Source organism: Pseudomonas sp. PSPC2-3 (genome assembly GCF_049898265.1).
GTDB lineage: Bacteria > Pseudomonadota > Gammaproteobacteria > Pseudomonadales > Pseudomonadaceae > Aquipseudomonas > Aquipseudomonas veronii.
Genome location: NZ_JAFCXJ010000008.1, coordinates 108,397 through 129,091, shown reverse-complemented (window position 1 = coordinate 129,091; position 20,695 = coordinate 108,397). Strand labels below are relative to the sequence as shown.

At 60.1% G+C, this 20,695-nt stretch carries 18 protein-coding genes; 7 read left to right on the top strand and 11 right to left on the bottom strand.

Annotated features, from left to right (window positions below; translation table 11 throughout):
• Position 1: 1 nt before the first annotated feature.
• The 10 genes from ACP7E3_RS19200 to rpsB all read right to left on the bottom strand — a co-directional run bounded on the left by ACP7E3_RS19200 (position 2) and on the right by rpsB (position 10,483).
• Positions 2-505, bottom strand: a complete 504-nt coding sequence (locus ACP7E3_RS19200) for an OmpH family outer membrane protein (protein ID WP_003172279.1) — start codon at positions 503-505, stop codon at positions 2-4.
• A gap of 44 nt (positions 506-549) precedes the next feature.
• On the bottom strand, positions 550-2,937 hold the full coding sequence (gene bamA / locus ACP7E3_RS19195) for an outer membrane protein assembly factor BamA (RefSeq protein ID WP_108525960.1): 2,388 nt from the start codon (positions 2,935-2,937) through the stop codon (positions 550-552).
• A gap of 74 nt (positions 2,938-3,011) precedes the next feature.
• Complete coding sequence (gene rseP / locus ACP7E3_RS19190) at positions 3,012-4,364, bottom strand: sigma E protease regulator RseP (RefSeq protein WP_017844746.1); 1,353 nt, start codon at positions 4,362-4,364, stop codon at positions 3,012-3,014.
• A 53-nt stretch (positions 4,365-4,417) separates the two neighbouring features.
• Positions 4,418-5,608 (bottom strand): 1-deoxy-D-xylulose-5-phosphate reductoisomerase, encoded by a 1,191-nt coding sequence (gene ispC / locus ACP7E3_RS19185; protein ID WP_017844745.1) that lies wholly within the window; start codon positions 5,606-5,608, stop codon positions 4,418-4,420.
• Positions 5,605-6,411: a phosphatidate cytidylyltransferase gene (locus ACP7E3_RS19180; RefSeq protein ID WP_017844744.1), complete on the bottom strand. Its 807-nt coding sequence runs from the start codon at positions 6,409-6,411 to the stop codon at positions 5,605-5,607. The genes ispC and ACP7E3_RS19180 overlap by 4 nt, the downstream gene beginning before the upstream one ends.
• A complete protein-coding gene (gene uppS, locus ACP7E3_RS19175; RefSeq protein ID WP_017844743.1) occupies positions 6,411-7,166 on the bottom strand; it encodes a polyprenyl diphosphate synthase in 756 nt (251 codons plus the stop codon). The genes ACP7E3_RS19180 and uppS overlap by 1 nt, the downstream gene beginning before the upstream one ends.
• Before the next feature lie 16 nt (positions 7,167-7,182).
• On the bottom strand, positions 7,183-7,740 hold the full coding sequence (frr, locus tag ACP7E3_RS19170; RefSeq protein ID WP_046384466.1) for a ribosome recycling factor: 558 nt from the start codon (positions 7,738-7,740) through the stop codon (positions 7,183-7,185).
• The gene (pyrH, locus tag ACP7E3_RS19165; protein ID WP_003172271.1) at positions 7,737-8,480 is read right to left on the bottom strand and encodes a UMP kinase; all 744 of its coding nucleotides are present in this window, start codon (positions 8,478-8,480) and stop codon (positions 7,737-7,739) included. The genes frr and pyrH overlap by 4 nt, the downstream gene beginning before the upstream one ends.
• 210 nt (positions 8,481-8,690) lie before the next feature.
• The gene (tsf, locus tag ACP7E3_RS19160; RefSeq protein WP_046384467.1) at positions 8,691-9,554 is read right to left on the bottom strand and encodes a translation elongation factor Ts; all 864 of its coding nucleotides are present in this window, start codon (positions 9,552-9,554) and stop codon (positions 8,691-8,693) included.
• A gap of 191 nt (positions 9,555-9,745) precedes the next feature.
• The gene (gene rpsB / locus ACP7E3_RS19155; protein ID WP_017844740.1) at positions 9,746-10,483 is read right to left on the bottom strand and encodes a 30S ribosomal protein S2; all 738 of its coding nucleotides are present in this window, start codon (positions 10,481-10,483) and stop codon (positions 9,746-9,748) included.
• Between the two features lie 389 nt (positions 10,484-10,872).
• Here rpsB and map point away from each other — a divergent pair, with 389 nt between their 5' ends.
• From map to ACP7E3_RS19130, 5 genes are all read left to right on the top strand, one after another.
• The gene (gene map / locus ACP7E3_RS19150; protein ID WP_017844739.1) at positions 10,873-11,655 is read left to right on the top strand and encodes a type I methionyl aminopeptidase; all 783 of its coding nucleotides are present in this window, start codon (positions 10,873-10,875) and stop codon (positions 11,653-11,655) included.
• Positions 11,656-11,719: 64 nt separating this feature from the next.
• The gene (locus ACP7E3_RS19145) at positions 11,720-14,422 is read left to right on the top strand and encodes a [protein-PII] uridylyltransferase (RefSeq protein ID WP_046384468.1); all 2,703 of its coding nucleotides are present in this window, start codon (positions 11,720-11,722) and stop codon (positions 14,420-14,422) included.
• A 39-nt stretch (positions 14,423-14,461) separates the two neighbouring features.
• Positions 14,462-15,661, top strand: coding sequence for a succinyldiaminopimelate transaminase (gene dapC / locus ACP7E3_RS19140; RefSeq protein ID WP_046490180.1), 1,200 nt, complete (start codon positions 14,462-14,464; stop codon positions 15,659-15,661).
• Positions 15,662-15,750: 89 nt separating this feature from the next.
• Positions 15,751-16,464 carry a M12 family metallopeptidase gene (locus tag ACP7E3_RS19135; RefSeq protein ID WP_108525956.1) on the top strand — a complete coding sequence of 238 codons (714 nt, stop codon included), beginning with the start codon at positions 15,751-15,753 and terminating at the stop codon, positions 16,462-16,464.
• Between the two features lie 113 nt (positions 16,465-16,577).
• Entirely contained in the window at positions 16,578-17,360 is a 783-nt protein-coding gene (locus ACP7E3_RS19130) for a M12 family metallopeptidase (protein WP_232566338.1), read from the top strand.
• A gap of 44 nt (positions 17,361-17,404) precedes the next feature.
• Here the strand turns inward: ACP7E3_RS19130 and ACP7E3_RS19125 are convergent, their stop codons facing one another.
• Positions 17,405-19,048 carry a Na+/H+ antiporter gene (locus ACP7E3_RS19125; RefSeq protein ID WP_046384470.1) on the bottom strand — a complete coding sequence of 548 codons (1,644 nt, stop codon included), beginning with the start codon at positions 19,046-19,048 and terminating at the stop codon, positions 17,405-17,407.
• Positions 19,049-19,260: 212 nt separating this feature from the next.
• Here ACP7E3_RS19125 and ACP7E3_RS19120 point away from each other — a divergent pair, with 212 nt between their 5' ends.
• Positions 19,261-19,623, top strand: a complete 363-nt coding sequence (locus ACP7E3_RS19120) for an ArsC family reductase (RefSeq protein WP_026139766.1) — start codon at positions 19,261-19,263, stop codon at positions 19,621-19,623.
• Between the two features lie 32 nt (positions 19,624-19,655).
• Positions 19,656-20,690, top strand: coding sequence for a 2,3,4,5-tetrahydropyridine-2,6-dicarboxylate N-succinyltransferase (gene dapD / locus ACP7E3_RS19115; protein WP_046490174.1), 1,035 nt, complete (start codon positions 19,656-19,658; stop codon positions 20,688-20,690).
• Positions 20,691-20,695 lie beyond the last annotated feature (5 nt).

Here is a 20,695-nt window from a genome sequence, read left to right as displayed (position 1 = left end):
CTTACTTCAGCTGGTTCATGCGCTCGATCACCTGGCGGGTGATGTCGTATTGAGGCTTGACGTCAATCACGGCGCCGCGCTCGAACACCAGGTCAAAGGCACCTTTCTTGATGACTTCTTCCACAGCGCTGTCGAGTTTCGGCTTGAGCTGCTTGAGCATTTCGCGGTCGGCAACAGCCTTGGCTTCGTTCAGCTCCTTGGACTGGAACTGGTAGTCACGGGCCTTTTGCTTGAATTCAAGCTCCAGGCGCTCGCGCTCGCCTTGCTGCATCTTGTCGCCACCGGCTACCAGACGATCCTGGATGCCCTTGGCACTGCTTTCCAACGTTTTGAGCTTGGTCAGTTGCGGACCGAACTTCTTCTCGGCATCCACCGCGTACTTCTTGGCCGCGTCGGATTCCAGCAGGGCCATCTGATAGTTCAGGACGGCGATTTTCATCTCGGCGAAGGCCGGGGTGGTTACCAGCACAGTGGCCAGCAGAACCAATTGAGTCAACTTACGCACGATGTACTCCTACAGATCCGTTGTCGTTATCTTGGGTCAGACGCTTAGAACGTCTGGCCGAGGGAGAATTGGAAAATCTGGGTTTCAGCGTTATCCGGTTTCTTGACTGGCATGGCCAGAGCAAAGCTCAACGGACCAAGCGCAGTCACCCACGTCACGCCAACACCTACGGAGCTCGCCAGGTTGCTGAGGCTTACTTCGTTACACTGGGTATTGGACTTCACGCCAGTCGGGTTGGTGACCTGATCGCACTTGGAGTCGAATACGTTACCCACATCCCAGAAAACCGAAGTACGCAGGGACCGCTGATCTTTCACGAACGGCAGCGGGAACAGGATCTCGGCACCACCCTGGATCAGCACGTTACCACCGAATGGCAGTGCGCTAGTGTCCGTATCCGCCACGGTGCCGGTGTTACCGGTCACGCCAGCGCCACGGCTAGGGGTACCACGAGGACCCAAGGTGCTGTCCTTGAAGCCGCGAACCGAGTTGAAACCACCTGCATAGTAGTTCTCATAGAACGGCAAGCCGCTGGTCGAACCATAACCGTCGCCATAGCCCAGTTCAGTGTGCAGGCGCATGGTGTAGTTGTCGCTCAAAGGCTGGAACAACTGGCCACGGTAGTCGAGCTTGAAGAACGACAGGTCGCTGCCCGGCGTGGTGGCTTCCAGGGTCACGCTCTGGGAGTGACCACGGGTGGCCAGTACGCCTTTGTTCAGGGTCGACTCGGACCAGCCGGCAGACGCCTTGAAGTTCAGGAACTGGTCGCCTTCACGACGGGTGAAGTCGAAGATCTCATCCACGGTGTACACACCGGTCTTGATCTTATCCTGCTGCGCGGTCAGGCCGAAGGTCAGACGCGAGGTCTCACTGATCGGGTAACCGATGTTGACGCCGGCACCCAGGCTGTCGATCGCATAGCTGGCAACGTTGACGTCGAGGTCTTTGTAGTCGGTGGTGCGATAGAAGGCGTTGTAGCCCAGGCTCACACCGTCAGCGGTCCAGTAGGGGTCGACATAACCGAAGTTATAGCGGCTCTGGTATTCGCTGCGAGTCAGGCCGATGGAAACCTTGTTACCGGTACCGAGGAAGTTGTTCTGGGTGATCGAACCACCGAGGATCAGGCCGGCACTCTGTGCGAAACCGACGCTGGCGGTGATCGAGCCCGAGGCTTGTTCTTCAACGGCGTAGTTCACGTCAACCTGGTCGTCCACACCCGGTACGGCCGGGGTTTCGACGTTGACTTCCTTGAAGAAACCCAGACGTTCAAGACGGGTCTTGGACTGGTCGATCAGGTAGGTCGACGCCCAGCCACCTTCCATCTGACGCATTTCACGACGCAGCACTTCGTCCGCAGACTTGGTGTTGCCACGGAAGTTGATGCGGTTCACGTAGGCACGCTTGCCCGGGTCGACCACGAAGGTGATGTCCACGGTGTGGTCGTCATCGTGCGGGGTCGGCACGCCGTTGACGTTGGCGAAGGTATAGCCTTCGTTACCCAGGCGACGGGTGATCAGTTCGGACGTGGTGGTCATCAGCTTGCGCGAGAACACCTGGTCTTTCTGCACCAGCAACAGGGCCTTGACCTGGTCTTCAGGCACTTTCAAGTCGCCGCTGAGCTTGACGTCGCGGACCTTGTACTTCTCACCCTCGTTGACGTTGACGGTGATGTACACATGCTTCTTGTCAGGGGTGATGGACACCTGGGTCGAAGCGATATCCATGTTGATATAGCCACGGTCCAGGTAGTAGGAACGCAAGCGCTCCAGGTCACCGGAGAGTTTTTCACGGGCGTACTTGTCGTCGTTCTTGAAGAACGACAGCCAGTTGGTGGTCTTGAGCTCGAACAGGCCGATCAGGTCTTCATCAGGGAACTTGGTGTTGCCCACCACGTTGATGTGCTGAATGGCCGCCACGGTGCCTTCGTTGATGTTGACCTTGAGGCCGACACGGTTACGAGGCTGCGGGACCACTTCCGTTTCCACGGTCGCGGAGTAGCGGCCCTGGGCAACGTACTGGCGTTGCAGCTCGTTACGCACACCCTCGAGGGTGGCGCGCTGGAAGATCTCGCCCTCGGCCAGGCCGGATTGCTTGAGGCCCTTCATCAGGTCTTCAGTGGAGATCGCCTTGTTACCCTCGATCTCGATACTGGCGACAGAAGGTCGCTCGACGACGGTGATGACCAGGACGTTACCTTCGCGACCCAGTTGGATATCTTGAAAGAACCCCGTTTTGAACAGCGCACGAGTGGATTCCACCAGGCGACGGTCATCAGCCTGTTCCCCGACGTTCAACGGCAAGGCACCAAAGACGCTACCCGCGGAAACCCGCTGGAGGCCGTTGACGCGAATATCGGAGATAGTGAAGGACTCGGCGTGAACTTCGGCGATCATCAATACGGTGAGAACCGCAGTTAGCAGCAGACGTTTCATGAAGTCCTTTCTTATTCCAACTGGCAATAAACAAACTGCCGCAAAATGCGGCAGATTCGCAATTCAGCGAAGCGTTACAGTCGTCCCAGATCGTTGACCAAGGCTAACAACATCACCCCGACCACCAAACTGATACCGATCTGTATCCCCCAACCCTGCACCCGATCCGACAAGGGGCGACCACGCACCCACTCGACCAGATAAAACAACAGATGCCCCCCATCCAATACTGGAATGGGCAACAAATTCAGAACCCCAAGGCTAATACTCAGATAAGCCAGGAAATTCAGGAAATCCGCGACACCCGACTGGGCAGAAGCGCCCGCCACTTTAGCAATGGTTATCGGCCCACTCAAGTTTTTTACCGAGAGCTCGCCGAACAACATTTTCTTGAGCGATTCGAGAGTCAGCACGCTCATGGTCCAAGTGCGTTTCGCACCCTCGCCAATTGCCGCCAACGGCCCGAAACTGACCTCGCGCATCATCGACGGCGGCCACTCCGGGCTTTTCACGCCGGCACCGAGGTAACCCCCGGCCGCCTTGGCTTCCCCGCGAACCGCCAGGGTCACGGGGACGTCGATTTGAGCACCATCGCGCTCAACTTTCAGCACAATTTTGGTATCAGGCCGTACACGCACCAGGTCGACCACTTGCTGCCAGTCGCCCAGCGCCTGGCCATCGAGGGCCAGCAGGCGGTCGCCGGTTTTCAGACCTGCGGCCTGGGCCGGGCCTTTCGGGTCAAGCTCGGCGAGCACCGGCGGCAAGGCCGGGCGCCATGGGCGAATACCCAGGGACTTGATCGGGTCCGGCTCATCGGCCCCCTTGAGCCAATGGTCGAGGGCCAGTTCACGCGGGGTCTCGGCGGAAGAGTCCTGCTCGCGCACCACCACCTTGACGGTGCCGCTTTCGCCCAGGCGACGTACCAACTGCAAATTGACCGCGCCCCAACCGGTGGTTGGTTCGCCATCAATGGAAACAATTTCCTGCCCGGCGACCAATCCCGCCTTCGCCGCCATGCTGTCCGCTTCAACCGCGCCGATCACCGGACGTATCTGTTCGCTGCCGAGCATGGCCAGGAACCAGAAGAACACCATGGCCAACAGGAAATTGGCGATCGGGCCGGCGGCGACAATAGCGATGCGCTGACGAACGGTCTTGCGATTGAAGGACTGATCCAGTTGATCCGCCGGCACTTCGCCTTCGCGCTCATCGAGCATCTTGACGTAGCCGCCCAAGGGGATGGCCGCGATCACGAACTCGGTGCCACGGCGGTCGTGCCAACGCAGCAACGGCATGCCGAAACCAACGGAAAAGCGCAGTACCTTGACGCCGCAACGACGCGCCACCCAGAAGTGGCCGAATTCGTGGAAGGTAACCAGCACACCCAGAGCAACCAGGGTGCCGACAATCATGTAAAGCGCACTCATCTAATTTCTCCGCATTCCAATCCAGTGCCTGAAGACGCAAACACGCCCAAAGACTAACGCGCGTTGCGGTTCAACCATTGTTCGGCCAGGGCGCGGGCCTTGGCATCCGCCTCGAACACTGCCCCCAGATCATTCACAGCCACCACGGGCTCAAGACTCAGAACATCCTCGATGATACTCGCGATCTGCGGAAAGCGGATGCGCTGTTCGAGAAACGCCGCCACCGCCACCTCGTTAGCCGCATTGAGCATCGCTGGCGCGCTGTTGCCCGCCTCCGCAGCTTGCCGCGCCAGGCGCAGGCATGGAAAGCGCTGCTCGTCCGGTGCCTCGAAGTCCAGGCGTGCAATCGCGAACAGGTCCAACGGTGCAACACCGGAATCGATCCGTTCAGGCCAGGCCAGGGCATTGGCGATCGGCGTCCGCATGTCGGGGTTACCCAACTGCGCCAGCACCGAGCCATCCACATAGTCGACCAGGGAATGAATCACACTTTGCGGATGAATCACCACCTCGACCTGATCGGGCCGCGCATCGAACAACCAGCAGGCCTCGATCAACTCCAGGCCCTTGTTCATCATGCTGGCCGAATCCACGGAGATCTTGCGCCCCATGGACCAGTTCGGATGGGCGCACGCCTGATCCGGAGACACATGCTCCAGGTCCGCCAGCGGAGTTTTGCGAAAAGGTCCACCGGATGCTGTCAGCAAAATCCGGCGTACACCGACCTGGCTCAGGCCGCGGGCAAAATCGCCGGGCATGCACTGGAAAATCGCGTTGTGCTCACTGTCGAGCGGCAGCAATACCGCCCCGCTCTTGCGCACCGCCTGCATAAAGAGCGTGCCGGACATGACCAGCGCTTCTTTATTAGCCAGCAGGATCTTCTTGCCCGCATCGACGGCAGCCAGGGTCGGGCGCAAGCCAGCGGCGCCGACGATGGCCGCCACCACGGCATCCACCTCGGCATCGGCCGACACCTGACACAACCCTTCCTCGCCCACCAGCACCTGAGTAGCCAGGCCGGCGGCGCGCAGGTCATCCTGCAAGCCTCGCGCGGCGGCGACCCCAGGCACGACGGCAAAACGTGGCGCATGGCGCACGCACAGCGCCAGCAGCTCAGTCAGGCGAGAGAAGCCGGTCAATGCGAAAACTTGATAGCGTTCCGGGTGGCGCGCGATCACATCCAGGGCGCTCAACCCTACCGAGCCGGTCGCACCCAGCACGGTGACCTGTTGCAGGCGGCTCACGACGCAGCCATCCACAACAGCACGGCAAAGATCGGGATCGCAGCGGTCAGACTGTCGATACGGTCCAGCACGCCGCCATGACCCGGCAACAGATTGCTGCTGTCCTTGATCCCGGCCTGGCGCTTGAACATGCTCTCGGTGAGGTCGCCCACGACCGAGATCAATACGACGATGGCCGCGCCCAGCAAGGCCAGGCACAGCTCTTTCACCGACCAGCCACGCACAACACCAACCACGAGCGTGATCACCAAGGTCAAGGCCAGGCCGCCGTACACGCCCTCCCAGCTCTTGCCCGGACTGACCGCCGGCGCCAGCTTGCGCTTGCCGAAGGCCCGACCGGAGAAGTAGGCACCGATATCGGCACCCCAGACCAACACCATCACCGCCAGGATCAACTCATTGCCGATCGGAAAACGCTTGATCTCCACCAGCCCTTGCCAGGCCGGCAGCAGAATCAACAAGCCGATCACCAGCTTGCAGGCAACACTGGACCACTGGCTGCTGGTGCGCGGATAAGTCAACACCAGGAAGGTCGCCAACGCCCACCACAGCACTGCCGCACCCAACACCCAAGGAGCGAGATCCGGGAGGATGTACATCAGGAACAGCAACAGCGCCACGATGGCGGCATACACCACCCGCGGCAACTGCGCACTGAAGCCGGCCAGGCGCGCCCATTCCCAGGCACCAAGCGTCACGACCAGGCCGATGAACAGCGCAAAGCCGGATCCGTCGAGCAGAAAAAAGCCACACAAGGCAATCGGCAGCAGGATCAGTGCAGTGATGATTCGTTGTTTAAGCATTAAACCCGGGCTCCAGCTTCGATCTGCTCGCTCGTTTTACCGAAGCGACGCTGACGGGAAGCGAAATCGGCCAGCGCTTTACGCATGGCATCGTGTTTGAAGTCCGGCCAGAACAGGTCGGAGAAATACAGCTCGGTATAGGCCAACTGCCACAACAGGAAATTACTGATGCGGTGCTCGCCACCGGTACGGATGCACAAGTCCGGCAGCGGCAGGTCGCCGGTAACCAGGCAGGTCTGCAACAGTTCGGGCGTGATTTCGTCCGGCTGCAGGTGGCCGGCCTGCACTTCGCGGGCAAGCCGTTGCGCAGCCTGGGCGATGTCCCACTGGCCACCGTAGTTGGCGGCAATCTGCAGCACAAAACGGTTACTGCCGGCGGTAATGGCTTCAGCCTCACGCATGGCCGCTTGCAGCTCCGGGTGGAACCGCGAGCGATCACCAATGATGCGCAGCGTGATGTTGTTGTCGTTGAGGCGCTTGGCCTCACGACGCAGAGCCCTGAAGAACAGATCCATCAAGGCACTGACTTCCTCGGCCGGGCGCTGCCAGTTTTCACTGGAAAACGCGAACAAGGTCAACACTTCGACCTTGGCCTCGGCGCACACCTCGATCACTGCCCGTACCGCATCGACACCCGCTTTGTGCCCGGCGACGCCAGGCAGGAAGCGTTTTTTCGCCCAGCGATTATTCCCATCCATGATGATCGCGACATGGCGCGGCACCACGGAGGGCACAGTCTGCTTGGTCTTTTCCATGAAAGCGCCCTGACCCTTATACGGCCATCAAGTCCGCTTCTTTTTGCTTGGTGGCCGCATCGATATCAGCTTCGGCCTTGTCGGTCAGCTTCTGGATGTCAGCCGCCGCACGGCGCTCTTCGTCTTCGCTGATTTCCTTGTCCTTGACCAGCTTCTTCAGCTCGCCCAGGGCATCGCGACGGATGTTGCGCACGGCAACACGTGCATCTTCTGCTGCGCTGCGCGCCTGCTTGGTGAAGCCCTTGCGGGTTTCTTCAGTCAGGGCAGGCATGGAAATCAGCAGCAACTCGCCCAGGTTGGTCGGGTTGAGGTTCAGGCCGGCGCTCTGGATCGCCTTGTCGACCGCCGCGAGCATGTTGCGCTCGAAGGCAACGACTTGCAGGGTGCGCGAGTCTTTTACGGTGATATTGGCCACTTGGGTGATGGAGGTGTCGGCACCGTAGTACGGCACCATCACGCTCCCCAGAATGCTGGGGTGCGCCTTGCCTGTACGAATCTGGCCGAACGCATGGGCCAGAGACTCCAGGGATTTGTGCATACGCGCTTGGGCGTCTTTCTTGATTTCGTTGATCATTGTTGGCCTTCCTCGATCAGAGTGCCTTCCGCGCCGCCGTGTACGATGTTCAGCAGGGCGCCGGGCTTGTTCATGTTAAATACGCGCAGCGGCATCTTGTGGTCGCGGCACAGGCAAATTGCCGTCAGGTCCATCACGCCCAGCTTGCGATCCAGCACTTCATCGTAGGTCAGATGATCGAACTTCTCGGCATGCGGGTCTTTGAATGGATCTGCAGTGTATACGCCGTCGACTTTGGTCGCTTTCAACACGACGTCAGCATCGATTTCAATCGCACGCAGGCATGCGGCCGAGTCGGTGGTGAAGAACGGGTTGCCGGTACCGGCGGCGAAGATGACCACTTCCTTGGCGTTCAGGTGGCGCATGGCTTTGCGACGGTCATAGTGATCGGTCACGCCTACCATGGAAATAGCCGACATCACGATCGCCGAGATGTTGGCGCGCTCCAGGGCATCGCGCATGGCCAGGGCGTTCATCACAGTGGCCAGCATGCCCATGTGGTCGCCGGTGACCCGGTCCATGCCCGCCGCACTCAGTGCGGCACCGCGGAACAGGTTGCCACCGCCAATCACCAGGCCGACCTGCACGCCGATGCCGACCAATTGGCCAACTTCCAGCGCCATGCGGTCGAGCACCTTGGGATCGATCCCGAACTCTTCCGAGCCCATCAGGGCCTCGCCGCTGAGCTTGAGTAGAATGCGTTTATAGCGAGCCTGATAACCACTGCCCTGCTGAGCCATTGCGAATCTCTCCTGCGGCGTATTTTAAAAAATTCTTGGCGAGCCGTTTACGGCTTGCGTTCACTCTAGCTGGACGCTATCACAGCGCCATCGGAACACGGCTTTGTAAGCCAGTTCCGAAGGGAAGCCAAATAAAATTAGCCTTCCCATTTGAAAAGAGGCTGCGCGCGTGAGCGGGCAGCCTCTTTCGGGCGACAGTTGAAAACCGTCTTATTGCTTGGCGGCAGCCAGCTGGGCAGCAACTTCTTCAGCGAAGTTGTCGACCGGCTTCTCGATGCCTTCGCCTACTTTGTAGTAAGTGAAGGAAACGATTTCAGCACCGGCTTTCTTGGCCAGTTCGCCAACCTTGATTTCAGGGTTCTTGACGAACGCCTGCTCAACCAGGCTCGCTTCAGCCAGGAACTTGCTGATACGGCCTTTGATCATGTTTTCAACGATGTTTTCTGGCTTGCCCGCGATCTTGTCAGCGTTGAGGCTCAGGAACACCGCTTTTTCGCGTTCGATGGCTTCAGCGGACACTTCCGATGGCAGCAGGAATTCAGGGTTGCTGGCCGCTACGTGCATAGCGATGTCTTTGGCCAGCTCAACGCTGCCGCCTTTAAGGGCAACCACAACGCCGATCTTGTTGCCGTGCAGGTAACCACCGACAACATCACCTTCAACGCGAGCCAGGCGACGGATGTTGACGTTTTCGCCAACCTTGCCGACCAGTACCAGGCGATCAGCTTCTTGAGCGGCGATCAGCGGAGCGGCGTCAGTCAGCTTGTCAGCGAACGCTTTCTCAATGCTGGCAGCAACAAATGCCTTGAAGTCGTCCTGCAGAGCCAGGAAGTCGGTCTGCGAGTTCACTTCCAGCAGAACTGCGGATTTACCGTCTTCTTTCAGCGCGATGGCGCCTTCAGCAGCAACGTTGCCTGCTTTCTTGGCAGCCTTGATGGCGCCCGAAGCACGCATGTCATCAATGGCTTTTTCGATGTCGCCGCCAGCCTTGGTCAAGGCCTTTTTGCAATCCATCATGCCTTCGCCGGTACGCTCACGCAGTTCTTTAACCAACGCTGCAGTAATCTCTGCCATTTCAAAATCCTCTTGGATAGGTTTTCAACCATTCCACCCGATCAAACGGGCGATCAATTCTTCCCGAATCACCCTTGTAGGCCGCTGCACGTTACAGATGTTGTAGCTGCGCTGCCGACAAATGGTTTTCGAGGGGGCAAAAAGGGGGCCAAGCCCCCTTTTTGCTTACTGAGTCAACGCCAGGGCGTCAATTACTCAGCTGCGGCTACCGGAGCTTCTTCAGCGAACTGCTCGGTACCACCAGCAACGTGGTTGCGACCGCGGATGACAGCGTCAGCCATCGAACCCATGTACAGCTGGATAGCGCGGATGGCGTCATCGTTGCCTGGGATGATGTAGTCAACGCCTTCTGGGCTGCTGTTGGTATCGACTACGCCGATAACAGGGATGCCCAGCTTGTTGGCTTCGGTGATCGCAATGCGCTCGTGATCAACGTCGATAACGAACAGTGCGTCAGGCAGACCGCCCATGTCCTTGATACCACCCAGGGAACGATCGAGCTTTTCCAGGTCGCGAGTACGCATCAGCGCCTCTTTCTTGGTCAGCTTGGCGAAAGTACCGTCTTCGGCTTGCACTTCAAGGTCACGCAGACGCTTGATGGAAGCACGGATGGTTTTGAAGTTGGTGAGCATGCCGCCCAACCAGCGGTGATCGACGTACGGCGAACCGCAACGTGCTGCTTCTTCAGCAACGATCTTGCCAGCGGAACGCTTGGTGCCGACGAACAGAATCTTGTTTTTGCCCTGGGCCAGACGCTCTACGAAAGTCAGAGCTTCGTTGAACATTGGCAGGGTTTTTTCAAGGTTGATGATGTGGATCTTGTTACGCGCGCCGAAAATGTATTTACCCATTTTCGGGTTCCAGTAACGGGTCTGGTGACCGAAGTGCACACCGGCCTTCAGCATATCGCGCATGTTGACTTGGGACATGATAGTTCCTTAATAAGTCGGGTTTGGCCTCCACGTATCCCAATGACCAACCAGCGGCATCAAGGCCTCCGGCACCCAGGTCATCGTGTCGACACGTGTGTGGATTTAAGCTTCGCGGGGTATCCCCGGAAAGCGGCGCATTTTATACCACACGAAGGGAAAAAACGAAACCCGCAATCACATTTGCCGCCAACGACTTTTGCGCAACCCTTTGAATCGCGCCACTATAGCCCCACCTTATAGAGATAACCGATGGCCAGACGCTCATGGTTTGCCGCCCGCGTCTGGTAGAATCGCGTTTTTCAGGGTTTGTGCGAATTCTGCAACCTTTTGTCGCACACCCGTAAACCGTATTGATTTCAGCGCCTCGCGCTAGAGAGAGAGCCTGTATGACCGTTACCTTGAAAACCGCCGAAGACATTGCCGGCATGCGCGTTGCCGGCAAACTGGCGGCCGACGTGCTGGAAATGATTGCCGAACACGTCAAGCCCGGCGTCACCACCGAAACGCTGGACCGCATTTGCCACGACTATATAGTCGACGTGCAAAAAGCTATCCCTGCCCCGCTGAACTACAAGGGCTTCCCCAAGTCGATCTGCACCTCGATCAACCACGTGGTCTGCCACGGGATTCCCGGCGACAAACCGCTGAAAGACGGCGACACCCTGAACATCGACGTCACCGTCATCAAAGACGGCTACCACGGCGATACCAGCCGCATGTTCCATGTCGGCACCGTGCCGGTCTGGGCCGAGCGCCTGTCCCAGGTGACCCAGGAATGCATGTACAAGGCCATTGAAATCGTCAAACCCGGCTGCCGCCTGGGCGATATCGGTGAAGTGATCCAGAAGCACGCTGAAAAGAACGGCTTCTCGGTGGTCCGTGAGTTCTGCGGCCACGGCATCGGCAAGGTGTTCCACGAAGAGCCGCAAATCCTGCACTACGGCCGCGCCGGCACCGGCATGGAACTCAAAGCCGGCATGACCTTTACCATCGAGCCAATGATCAACCAGGGCAAGGCCGACACCAAGGTGCTGGGCGACGGCTGGACCGCCATCACCAAGGACCGCAAGCTCTCCGCCCAGTGGGAACACACCCTGCTGGTCACCGACACCGGCTACGAGATCTTCACCCTGCGCGCGGACGACACCATCCCACGCATCTCGGCGTAACGGCTGCCCTGGTTTTCCCAGACTGTGTTGTGACTGACTGATAGATAGAAAGGAAAGCCGAACGATGCCCCAGGTGGATCCCGAACTCTTCGACCGTGGCCAGTTCCAGGCCGAACTGGCGCTGAAGGCCAGCCCTATCGCCGCCTTCAAGAAGGCTATCCGCCAGGCCCGCGAGGTGCTCGACGAGCGCTTTCGCAGCGGCCGGGACATCCGTCGGCTGATCGAGGACCGTGCCTGGTTCGTCGATAACATCCTGCAAAAGGCCTGGGAACAGTTCAGTTGGAGCGAAGACGCCGATATCGCCCTGGTGGCGGTCGGCGGCTACGGCCGCGGCGAGCTGCACCCCTACTCGGACATCGACCTGCTGATCCTGCTGGACAGCGCCGACCATGAGATCTTTCGCGATTCCATCGAGCGTTTTCTGACGCTGCTGTGGGACATCGGCCTGGAAGTCGGCCAGAGCGTGCGCTCGGTGGCCGAATGCGGCGAAGAAGCCCGCGCCGACCTCACCGTCATCACCAACCTGATGGAAAGCCGCACCATCGCCGGTCCCGAGCGTCTGCGCCAACGCATGCTCGAAGTCACCAGCACCGCACACATGTGGCCGAGCAAGGAGTTCTTCCTGGCCAAGCGCGCCGAGCAGAAAGCCCGGCACCACAAGTACAACGACACCGAATACAACCTGGAACCCAACGTCAAAGGCTCCCCCGGGGGCTTGCGCGATATCCAGACGATCTTGTGGGTCGCCCGTCGCCAGTACGGCACCCTGAACCTGCGCGCCCTGGCCGGTGAAGGCTTTCTGGTGGAAAGCGAAAACGCCCTGCTCGCCTCGTCCCAGGAATTCCTCTGGAAAGTGCGCTACGCCCTGCACATGCTCGCCGGGCGCGCCGAAGACCGTCTGCTGTTCGACCATCAGCGCTCCATCGCCACCCTGCTGGGTTTCGAGGGCGAAGACGCGAAGACCAGCATCGAAAGTTTCATGCAGCAGTACTACCGGGTGGTCATGAGCATCGCCCAGCTCAGCGACCTGATCATCCAGCACTTCGAAGAAGTGATCCTGGCCCCGGAAGACGAAGCGCCGCCGCAGCCGATCAACCCGCGTTTCCAGCTGCACGACGGCTATATCGAGGCGCGCAACGACAACGTGTTCCGCCGCACGCCGTTTGCCATGCTGGAAATTTTCGTGCTGATGGCCCAGCAGCCGGAAATCAAAGGCGTGCGCGCCGACACGATTCGCCTGCTGCGAGAAAACCGTCACCTGATCGACGATGACTTTCGCAACGACATCCGCAACACCAGCCTGTTCATCGAGCTGTTCAAGTGCAAGATCGGCATCCACCGCAACCTGCGGCGGATGAACCGCTACGGCATCCTCGGGCGTTACCTGCCGGAGTTCGGCTTTATCGTCGGGCAGATGCAGCACGACCTGTTCCACATCTACACCGTCGACGCCCACACCCTGAACCTGATCAAGCACCTGCGTAAGCTGCAGTACACCCAGGTGTCAGAGAAATTCCCGCTGGCCAGTAAGCTGATGGCCAAGCTGCCCAAACCCGAACTGATCTACCTGGCCGGCCTGTACCACGACATCGGCAAAGGCCGCCACGGCGACCATTCGGAAGTCGGCGCGGTCGATGCCGAGGCGTTCTGCCAGCGTCACCAGTTGCCGTTGTGGGACAGCCGCCTGATTGTCTGGCTGGTGCAGAACCATCTGGTGATGTCGACGACCGCCCAGCGCAAGGACCTGTCCGACCCGCAGGTGATCCATGACTTCGCCGGGATCGTCGGCGATGAAACCCGTCTCGACTACCTGTATGTGCTGACGGTTTCCGATATCAATGCCACCAACCCGACCCTCTGGAACTCCTGGCGCGCGAGCCTGTTGCGCCAGCTTTACACCGAGACCAAGCGCGCCCTGCGCCGGGGCCTGGAAAACCCGGTGGACCGCGAAGAACAGATCCGCCGCACCCAAAGCGCGGCCCTGGATATCCTGGTGCGCGGCGGCAACGACCCGGACGACGTCGAACAATTGTGGTCGCAACTGGGCGACGATTACTTCCTGCGCCACACCGCCGGCGACGTGGCCTGGCACAGCGATGCAATCCTGCAGCAACCGGCCGATGGCGGCCCGCTGGTGCTGATCAAAGAGACGACCCAACGCGAGTTCGAAGGCGGCACGCAGATCTTCATCTACGCCCCCGACCAGCACGACTTCTTCGCCGTGACCGTAGCGGCCATGGACCAGCTCAACCTGAACATCCACGACGCCCGGGTCATCACCTCCAGCAGCCAGTTCACCCTCGACACCTACATCGTGCTCGACACCGAAGGCGAGTCCATCGGCGATAACCCGGCGCGGGTGAAAAAGATCCGCGAAGGCCTGACCGAAGCGTTGCGCAACCCGGACGACTACCCGACCATCATCCAGCGCCGCGTGCCACGCCAGCTCAAGCATTTTGCGTTTGCGCCCCAGGTGACCATTTCCAACGACGCCCAGCGCCCGGTGACGGTGCTGGAACTCAGCGCGCCGGATCGCCCGGGCCTGCTGGCGCGGATCGGCGGGATTTTCCTGGAGTTCGACCTGTCGTTGCAGAACGCCAAGATTGCGACCCTCGGCGAGCGCGTGGAAGACGTGTTCTTCATTACCGACGCCGACAACCAGCCGCTGTCCGACCCCGAACTGTGCCGCCGCCTGCAGGATGCAATCGTCCAGCAGTTGAGCGTTCACCAGGAGCCCGGGGTCGAGCTGACGCGCCTGACGATTTGATACCCGCCCAGTTTTTAACGCCTTGCACGAGATCCACCGATGAACAACGCCCTGAACCAGCTGCAGCCCTACCCGTTCGAAAAATTGCGCGCCCTGCTCGGCAGCGTCACGCCGAACCCGGACAAACGTCCGATCGCGTTGTCCATCGGCGAGCCCAAGCATAAATCGCCGACCTTCGTCGCCGAGGCGTTGAGCAATAACCTCGACCAGATGGCGGTGTACCCGACCACCCTGGGCATTGCGGCGCTGCGCGAAGCCATCGCGGCCTGGTGCGAACGCCGCTTCAATGTACCCAAGGGCTGGCTGGACCCGGCGCGTAACATCCTGCCGGTCAACGGCACCCGCGAGGCACTGTTCGCCTTCACCCAAGCCGTGGTCAATCGCAGTGACGACGCGCTGGTGGTAAGCCCGAACCCGTTCTACCAGATCTATGAAGGCGCGGCGTTCCTGGCCGGCGCCAAGCCGCACTACCTGCCGTGCCTGGACGCCAATGGCTTCAACCCGGATTTCGACGCCGTGTCGCCAGACGTCTGGAAGCGCTGCCAGATCCTGTTCCTGTGCTCCCCCGGCAACCCGACCGGCGCGCTGATCCCGGTCGACACCCTGAAAAAGCTCATCGCCCTGGCCGACGAATATGACTTTGTGATTGCCGCCGACGAGTGCTACAGCGAGCTGTACTTCGACGAACAAAGCCCGCCGCCGGGCCTGTTGAGCGCCTGCGTCGAACTCGGCCGCCAGGACTTCAAACGCTGCGTGGTGTTCCATAGCCTGTCCAAGCGCTCCAACCTGCCGGGCCTGCGTTCCGGCTTCGTGGCCGGCGACGCCGACATCCTCAAGGCCTTCCTGCTGTACCGCACCTACCACGGCTGCGCGATGCCCGTGCAAACCCAACTGGCAAGCATCGCCGCCTGGCAGGACGAAGCCCACGTCCAGGCCAACCGCGACCTGTATCGGGAAAAATTCGACGCCGTGCTGGCGATCCTCAAGCCGGTGCTGGACGTACAAGCCCCCGATGGTGGTTTCTACCTGTGGCCGAATGTAGAGGGTGACGACGCCGCCTTCTGTCGCGATCTGTTTGTGCAAGAACACGTGACCGTAGTACCCGGTTCGTACCTGTCGCGGGAGGTGGACGGCGTCAACCCAGGCGCCGGGCGCGTTCGCATGGCATTGGTTGCACCACTGGCGGAGTGCGTGGAAGCGGCTGAGCGCATTCGCGATTTCATTCAACGCAGGAAGTAACCTCGCCACATCCCGCACTGTGTCGCACAGTGCGGGAACCTTGTTCACTCGCTCACCACCAATAGGCAAACTTCCTACGAGTAATGCCTATGAGCCTAATCACCCCGTCGCTCGCCCCTCCCCCCGCTTATGAGCCGCTCCCGAATAACCACACCTCCCCTCCCGAATCCGCCGGGCGAACCAAAAGAGGCATCGCCGACAGCGACAAGCGCTGGCCGGCCGGCGTGGTCACCGTTGCGCTCGACCTGAGCAGCGAAAAAAGCAAAGCGCTGGTGGTGGACGCTATCCGCGAGTGGGCCCACCACACGCCGGCCCTGCGCTTCAATATCGTCGAAGGCAAGACGGGCGATATTCGTATTTCTGACGATGAAGGGCTCAAGGGCAATTGGTCCGCCATTGGCACGGAGGCCAAGCGCATCGATGAAGATCAACCCACGATGCACCTCAACCGGACCGACGACTCGAAGAAGTTGCGCAGTACGGCCCTGCACGAATTCGGCCACGCCCTCGGGTTATTGCACGAACACCAACACCCGCAGAACAGCCTGGATTGGGACAGCCCCCAAGTGTATGACTACTACACCAGCGACTCTTTCAACGAAGCCATGGTACGCGAGCATATCCTTGAGCCAGACAACCGGCCCGGCCTGCAGATCACCCCATACGATCCACAGTCCGTGATGCATTATGAAATTCCGGCAGCATTGAGGCGCAACGGCCAGGCCATTCCTAAAAACACAACCCTTTCCGCGGGCGACAAGCAAACGATCAGAATGCTGTACCCCCCGGTCAACCCGACGTAGCGGGCCCAGGGGTAAACATCGGCTCACGTATTCACTCAACACCGCCGGGAACTTTCCTGTAATTGGCACGAATCAACCAGTGTCTCGTCTCGACCTGCCGCAGGAAACGCTCAATGATAAACCCCGCCCCCGAAGCCTCGTATCAGCCTGGCACGCACTGGTCGCCTGGCGAAAGCAGCGATAGCGCTACGCCAACGCACAGTCTTTCGAGACGTCGACGCAATGTCGGCGAGCCGGGCAAATACTGGCCCCAGAACACTACGCTCACGATCGCCATGTATGAGTATGGGGTGGACGACGAATACGTGCTGGCCGTGAAAAAAGCCGCCAGCCGTTGGCTGCCCCATATCAACCTGAAGTTTGATTTTGTCTCGGGCGCGAGAGGCGATATCCGTATTGCGCAGAATCCGCCGGGCGATAACGGCGGCGCTTCATCCATAGGCACCGATGCGCGCAACATTCCGTTCGGGCTGCCGACCATGAGCCTGCCCATGGATCACAACGCGCCCCGCTTCGAAGACACCGTCCTGCATGAATTCGGGCATATGCTCGGTGCCCATCACGCCCACCAGCACCCCGATGCCAACATTCCGTGGAACCGTGAAACCATCCACCAGACCTACCGCAACACCCCCAACCCGCAGGAGGTGGAGGACAACGTCCTGCCGCTGACTCGCAGCAGCGCTTATGACTTGCTGCCTTATGACCCTGACTCGGTCATGCACTACGCTGTCAGCCCGGACCAGACCAATGGAAAGCGGGCGCACAGCGAGAACAGGTCACTGAGTGACGGAGACATTGCCTGGGCCCAAAAAGCCTACCCTCAAGCGGCGCCCATACCCGCCGTGATCCGTCATCCACGCTTTCGTGATGCCGACTCAGACTGCACCGTTTAAGGCAACGCATACTCAGCGCCGGCGGCACGGCGGCCCCCAATTGCCTACTTCGGCGACCCCAGGTTCGCCTCACTCATGTCCAGGTCGTCCAACACCTCCCTCAACACGTCATCCCCGATCCGGTGATGACGGCTCAGGCTATACAACTCCAAGCGCTGCGCCCGCAACGCCTTGAGCCGTAGCTTTCGCTCCAGTTGGTCCATCTGCGACGCCAGTGCCTGGGCTTCGGCGGAGTCGTTGAAGACGTCCAACTGATGCCGGTATTCCGACATCAGTCGCGCCTTCAGTTCGGTAGCCAATGCGGCCTGGGCGGCGTCCGCGGGAGCGCTCTCGGTGGGTTCTTCGACCTCAAGCGCATGGATCGCCGCCACGGCGGTCTTTTTCCACGCCTCGCGCACTTCATTGTGGTGTTTTTCATCGGGGCTTTTTTCAATGCCGCGCAGCAGCAGCGGCAACGCAATACAGGCAGCGATGAGCGACAACAGGATCACCCCGGCCGCGATAAAGATCAGCAGATCGCGTTCCGGGAACGCCTTGCCCGGCGCCAGCAGCAAGGGCACCGACATCACACCGGCCAACGTCACCGCCCCGCGCACACCGCCCACGGTCAACAGCCAGCAGGAACGTGCCGTCGGCACCAGGGTAAGCTCGCTTTTCCCACGCAGGCGCCGGAGCACGCCCGACAGACGCCAGATGCTTTGCACCCAGATGAAGCGTAATACCAACAACACCAGGAAGATCGCGACCACGTCCAGGCAGCGATACAGCAGGGTCGGCCACAGCGTGGTTTCATGACTCACCACCGCCTTGATGATGTCCGGCAGTTGCAACCCCAATAGCAGGAAGATCAAGCCATTGAAGGCAAACTCCAGTAGCGACCACACACTGCGATTGAGCAAGCGCGTGCTGGTCTGGCGGGGCAGCAGGTCCAGCCAGCTTTGCATCATGCCCGCCGCCACGGCCGAAAGAATCCCCGATGCGCCCAGGCGTTCGGCCAGAACATAGGCGGCGAACGGCAGCAGCAACATGAACACAACGTGGGTGGCCGGGTCGTCCCAGCCTCGCGCAATCATCCAGACACGCAAGCGCCCCACCAGCCAGCTCAACGCGATCCCGACCGCCAGACCGCCGATGGCCACCAGTACAAAGGTCAGGCTGGCATCCGCCAGGGAAAACACCCCAGTCAAGGCTGCCACCAGGGCGAACTTGAAGGTCACCAGGCCCGAGGCATCGTTCATCAAGGCTTCGCCCTGGAGCATATGCATCAACGGCGTGGGTAAACGGTTCTGGGAAATGGCCGACACCGCCACGGCGTCCGTCGGCGACAACACCGCCGCCAGGGCAAAGGCCACCGGCAATGGAATCGAAGGCAACAACCAATGAATGAAGTAGCCGGCGCCGACCACGGTGAACAACACCAGCCCCACCGCCAACGTCAGAATCGGCCCGCGCAGGCGCCACAGTTCACGCTTAGGCATGCGCCAGCCATCGGAGAACAACAGCGGCGGCAGGAACAGAAACAGGAACAACTCCGGGTCCAGCGCGACATGCAGCCCCAGCGTGGGCCAGGCCAGCAAGGCCCCGGCGGCAATCTGCACCAGCGGTAACGGCAGTGGGATGACTCGCCATACCAGACGCGAAACGCTGACCAGCATCAGCAAGATAAGAACGGTGTAGGCGGTTTGCATAACGCGGTTTTCCCGGACAATCGACTTGCAACGACACACATCAGGCAACAACTCACCATTGAAGTGCCATATTAGCCGCCTATGCTGCGCGATGGCTTTCGCACAATAGTCGCACGGGGCAATCCACGCTAGAGACGAGCGGCACCCAAACCCGCTGGTCGTGGCATAATCCCAGACCTTTCATCTTCATTGGTCCAAAGGGGGGCAATTCCTTGACCGTATCAAGTAAAACCTTGCACCTTTTCGGCATCAAAGCCTGCGACACCATGAAAAAAGCCCGCACCTGGCTCGACGAGCACGGCGTGAGCTACGAGTTCCATGACTACAAAACCGTCGGTATCGACCGCGAACACTTGACCCAATGGTGCAACGAGCACGGTTGGCAGGTGGTTTTGAACCGTGCGGGCACCACCTTTCGCAAACTCGAAGACGAACGCAAAGCCGATCTCGATCAGTCGAAAGCCATTGAATTGATGCTCGCACAACCCTCGATGATCAAGCGCCCGGTGCTTGATCTCGGAGACAGAACCCTGATTGGCTTCAAGCCAGATACTTATTCGGCAGCCCTCAAGTAGGCCGGCCATCCCATTTTTGTAGAGGTAACAGCATGTCCAATTCCCTGTTCAGCCTGGGCTTCGGCGTCGGCACTCAGAACCGCCAAGGTGCTTGGCTGGAAGTGTTTTACGCACAACCCGTACTCAACCCGTCGGCAGAAGTCGTCGCCGCCATCGCGCCGATCCTCGGTTACAGCGAAGGCAACCAGGCGATCACCTTCACCGTCGCCCAAGCCCTGCAACTGGCTGACGCGCTCAAAGGCGTCGACGCGACCCAGGCAGCCCTGCTGACCCGCCTGGCTGAAAGCCATACCCCGCTGGTCGCCACCCTGCTGGCCGAAGACGCCGCACTGACTTCCACGCCTGAGGCCTACCTCAAGCTGCACCTGCTGTCCCACCGCCTGGTCAAGCCCCACGGTCTGAGCCTGGCCGGTGTATTCGCGCAACTGCCGAACGTGGCCTGGACCAGCCAGGGCGCGATCGACATCAATGAGCTGGCCGAACGCCAACTCGAAGCGCGCCTGCGTGGCGAGCTGCTGGAAGTGTTCTCGGTGGACAAGTTCCCGAAAATGACCGATTACGTCGTACCCAGCGGCGTGCGTATCGCTGACGCGGCGCGTATCCGCCTGGGCGCCTACGTGGGCGAAGGCACCACCGTGATGCACGAAGGTTTCGTCAACTTCAACGCTGGCACCGAAGGCCCGGGCATGATCGAAGGCCGTGTCTCGGCCGGCGTATTTGTCGGCAAGGGTTCGGACCTGGGCGGCGGTTGCTCCACCATGGGCACCCTGTCGGGTGGCGGCAACATCGTGATCAAGGTCGGCGAAGGCTGCCTGATCGGCGCCAACGCCGGTATCGGTATCCCGCTGGGCGACCGCAACACCGTGGAATCGGGCCTGTATGTCACCGCCGGGACCAAGGTTGCCCTGCTCGACGAGCGCAACCAGTTGGTTAAAGTGGTCAAGGCGCGCGAGCTGGCCGGCCAGCCAGACCTGCTGTTCCGCCGTAACTCCGAGACCGGTGCCGTGGAGTGCAAAACCCACAAGTCGGCCATCGAACTGAACGAAGCGCTGCACGCTCACAACTAAGCAGC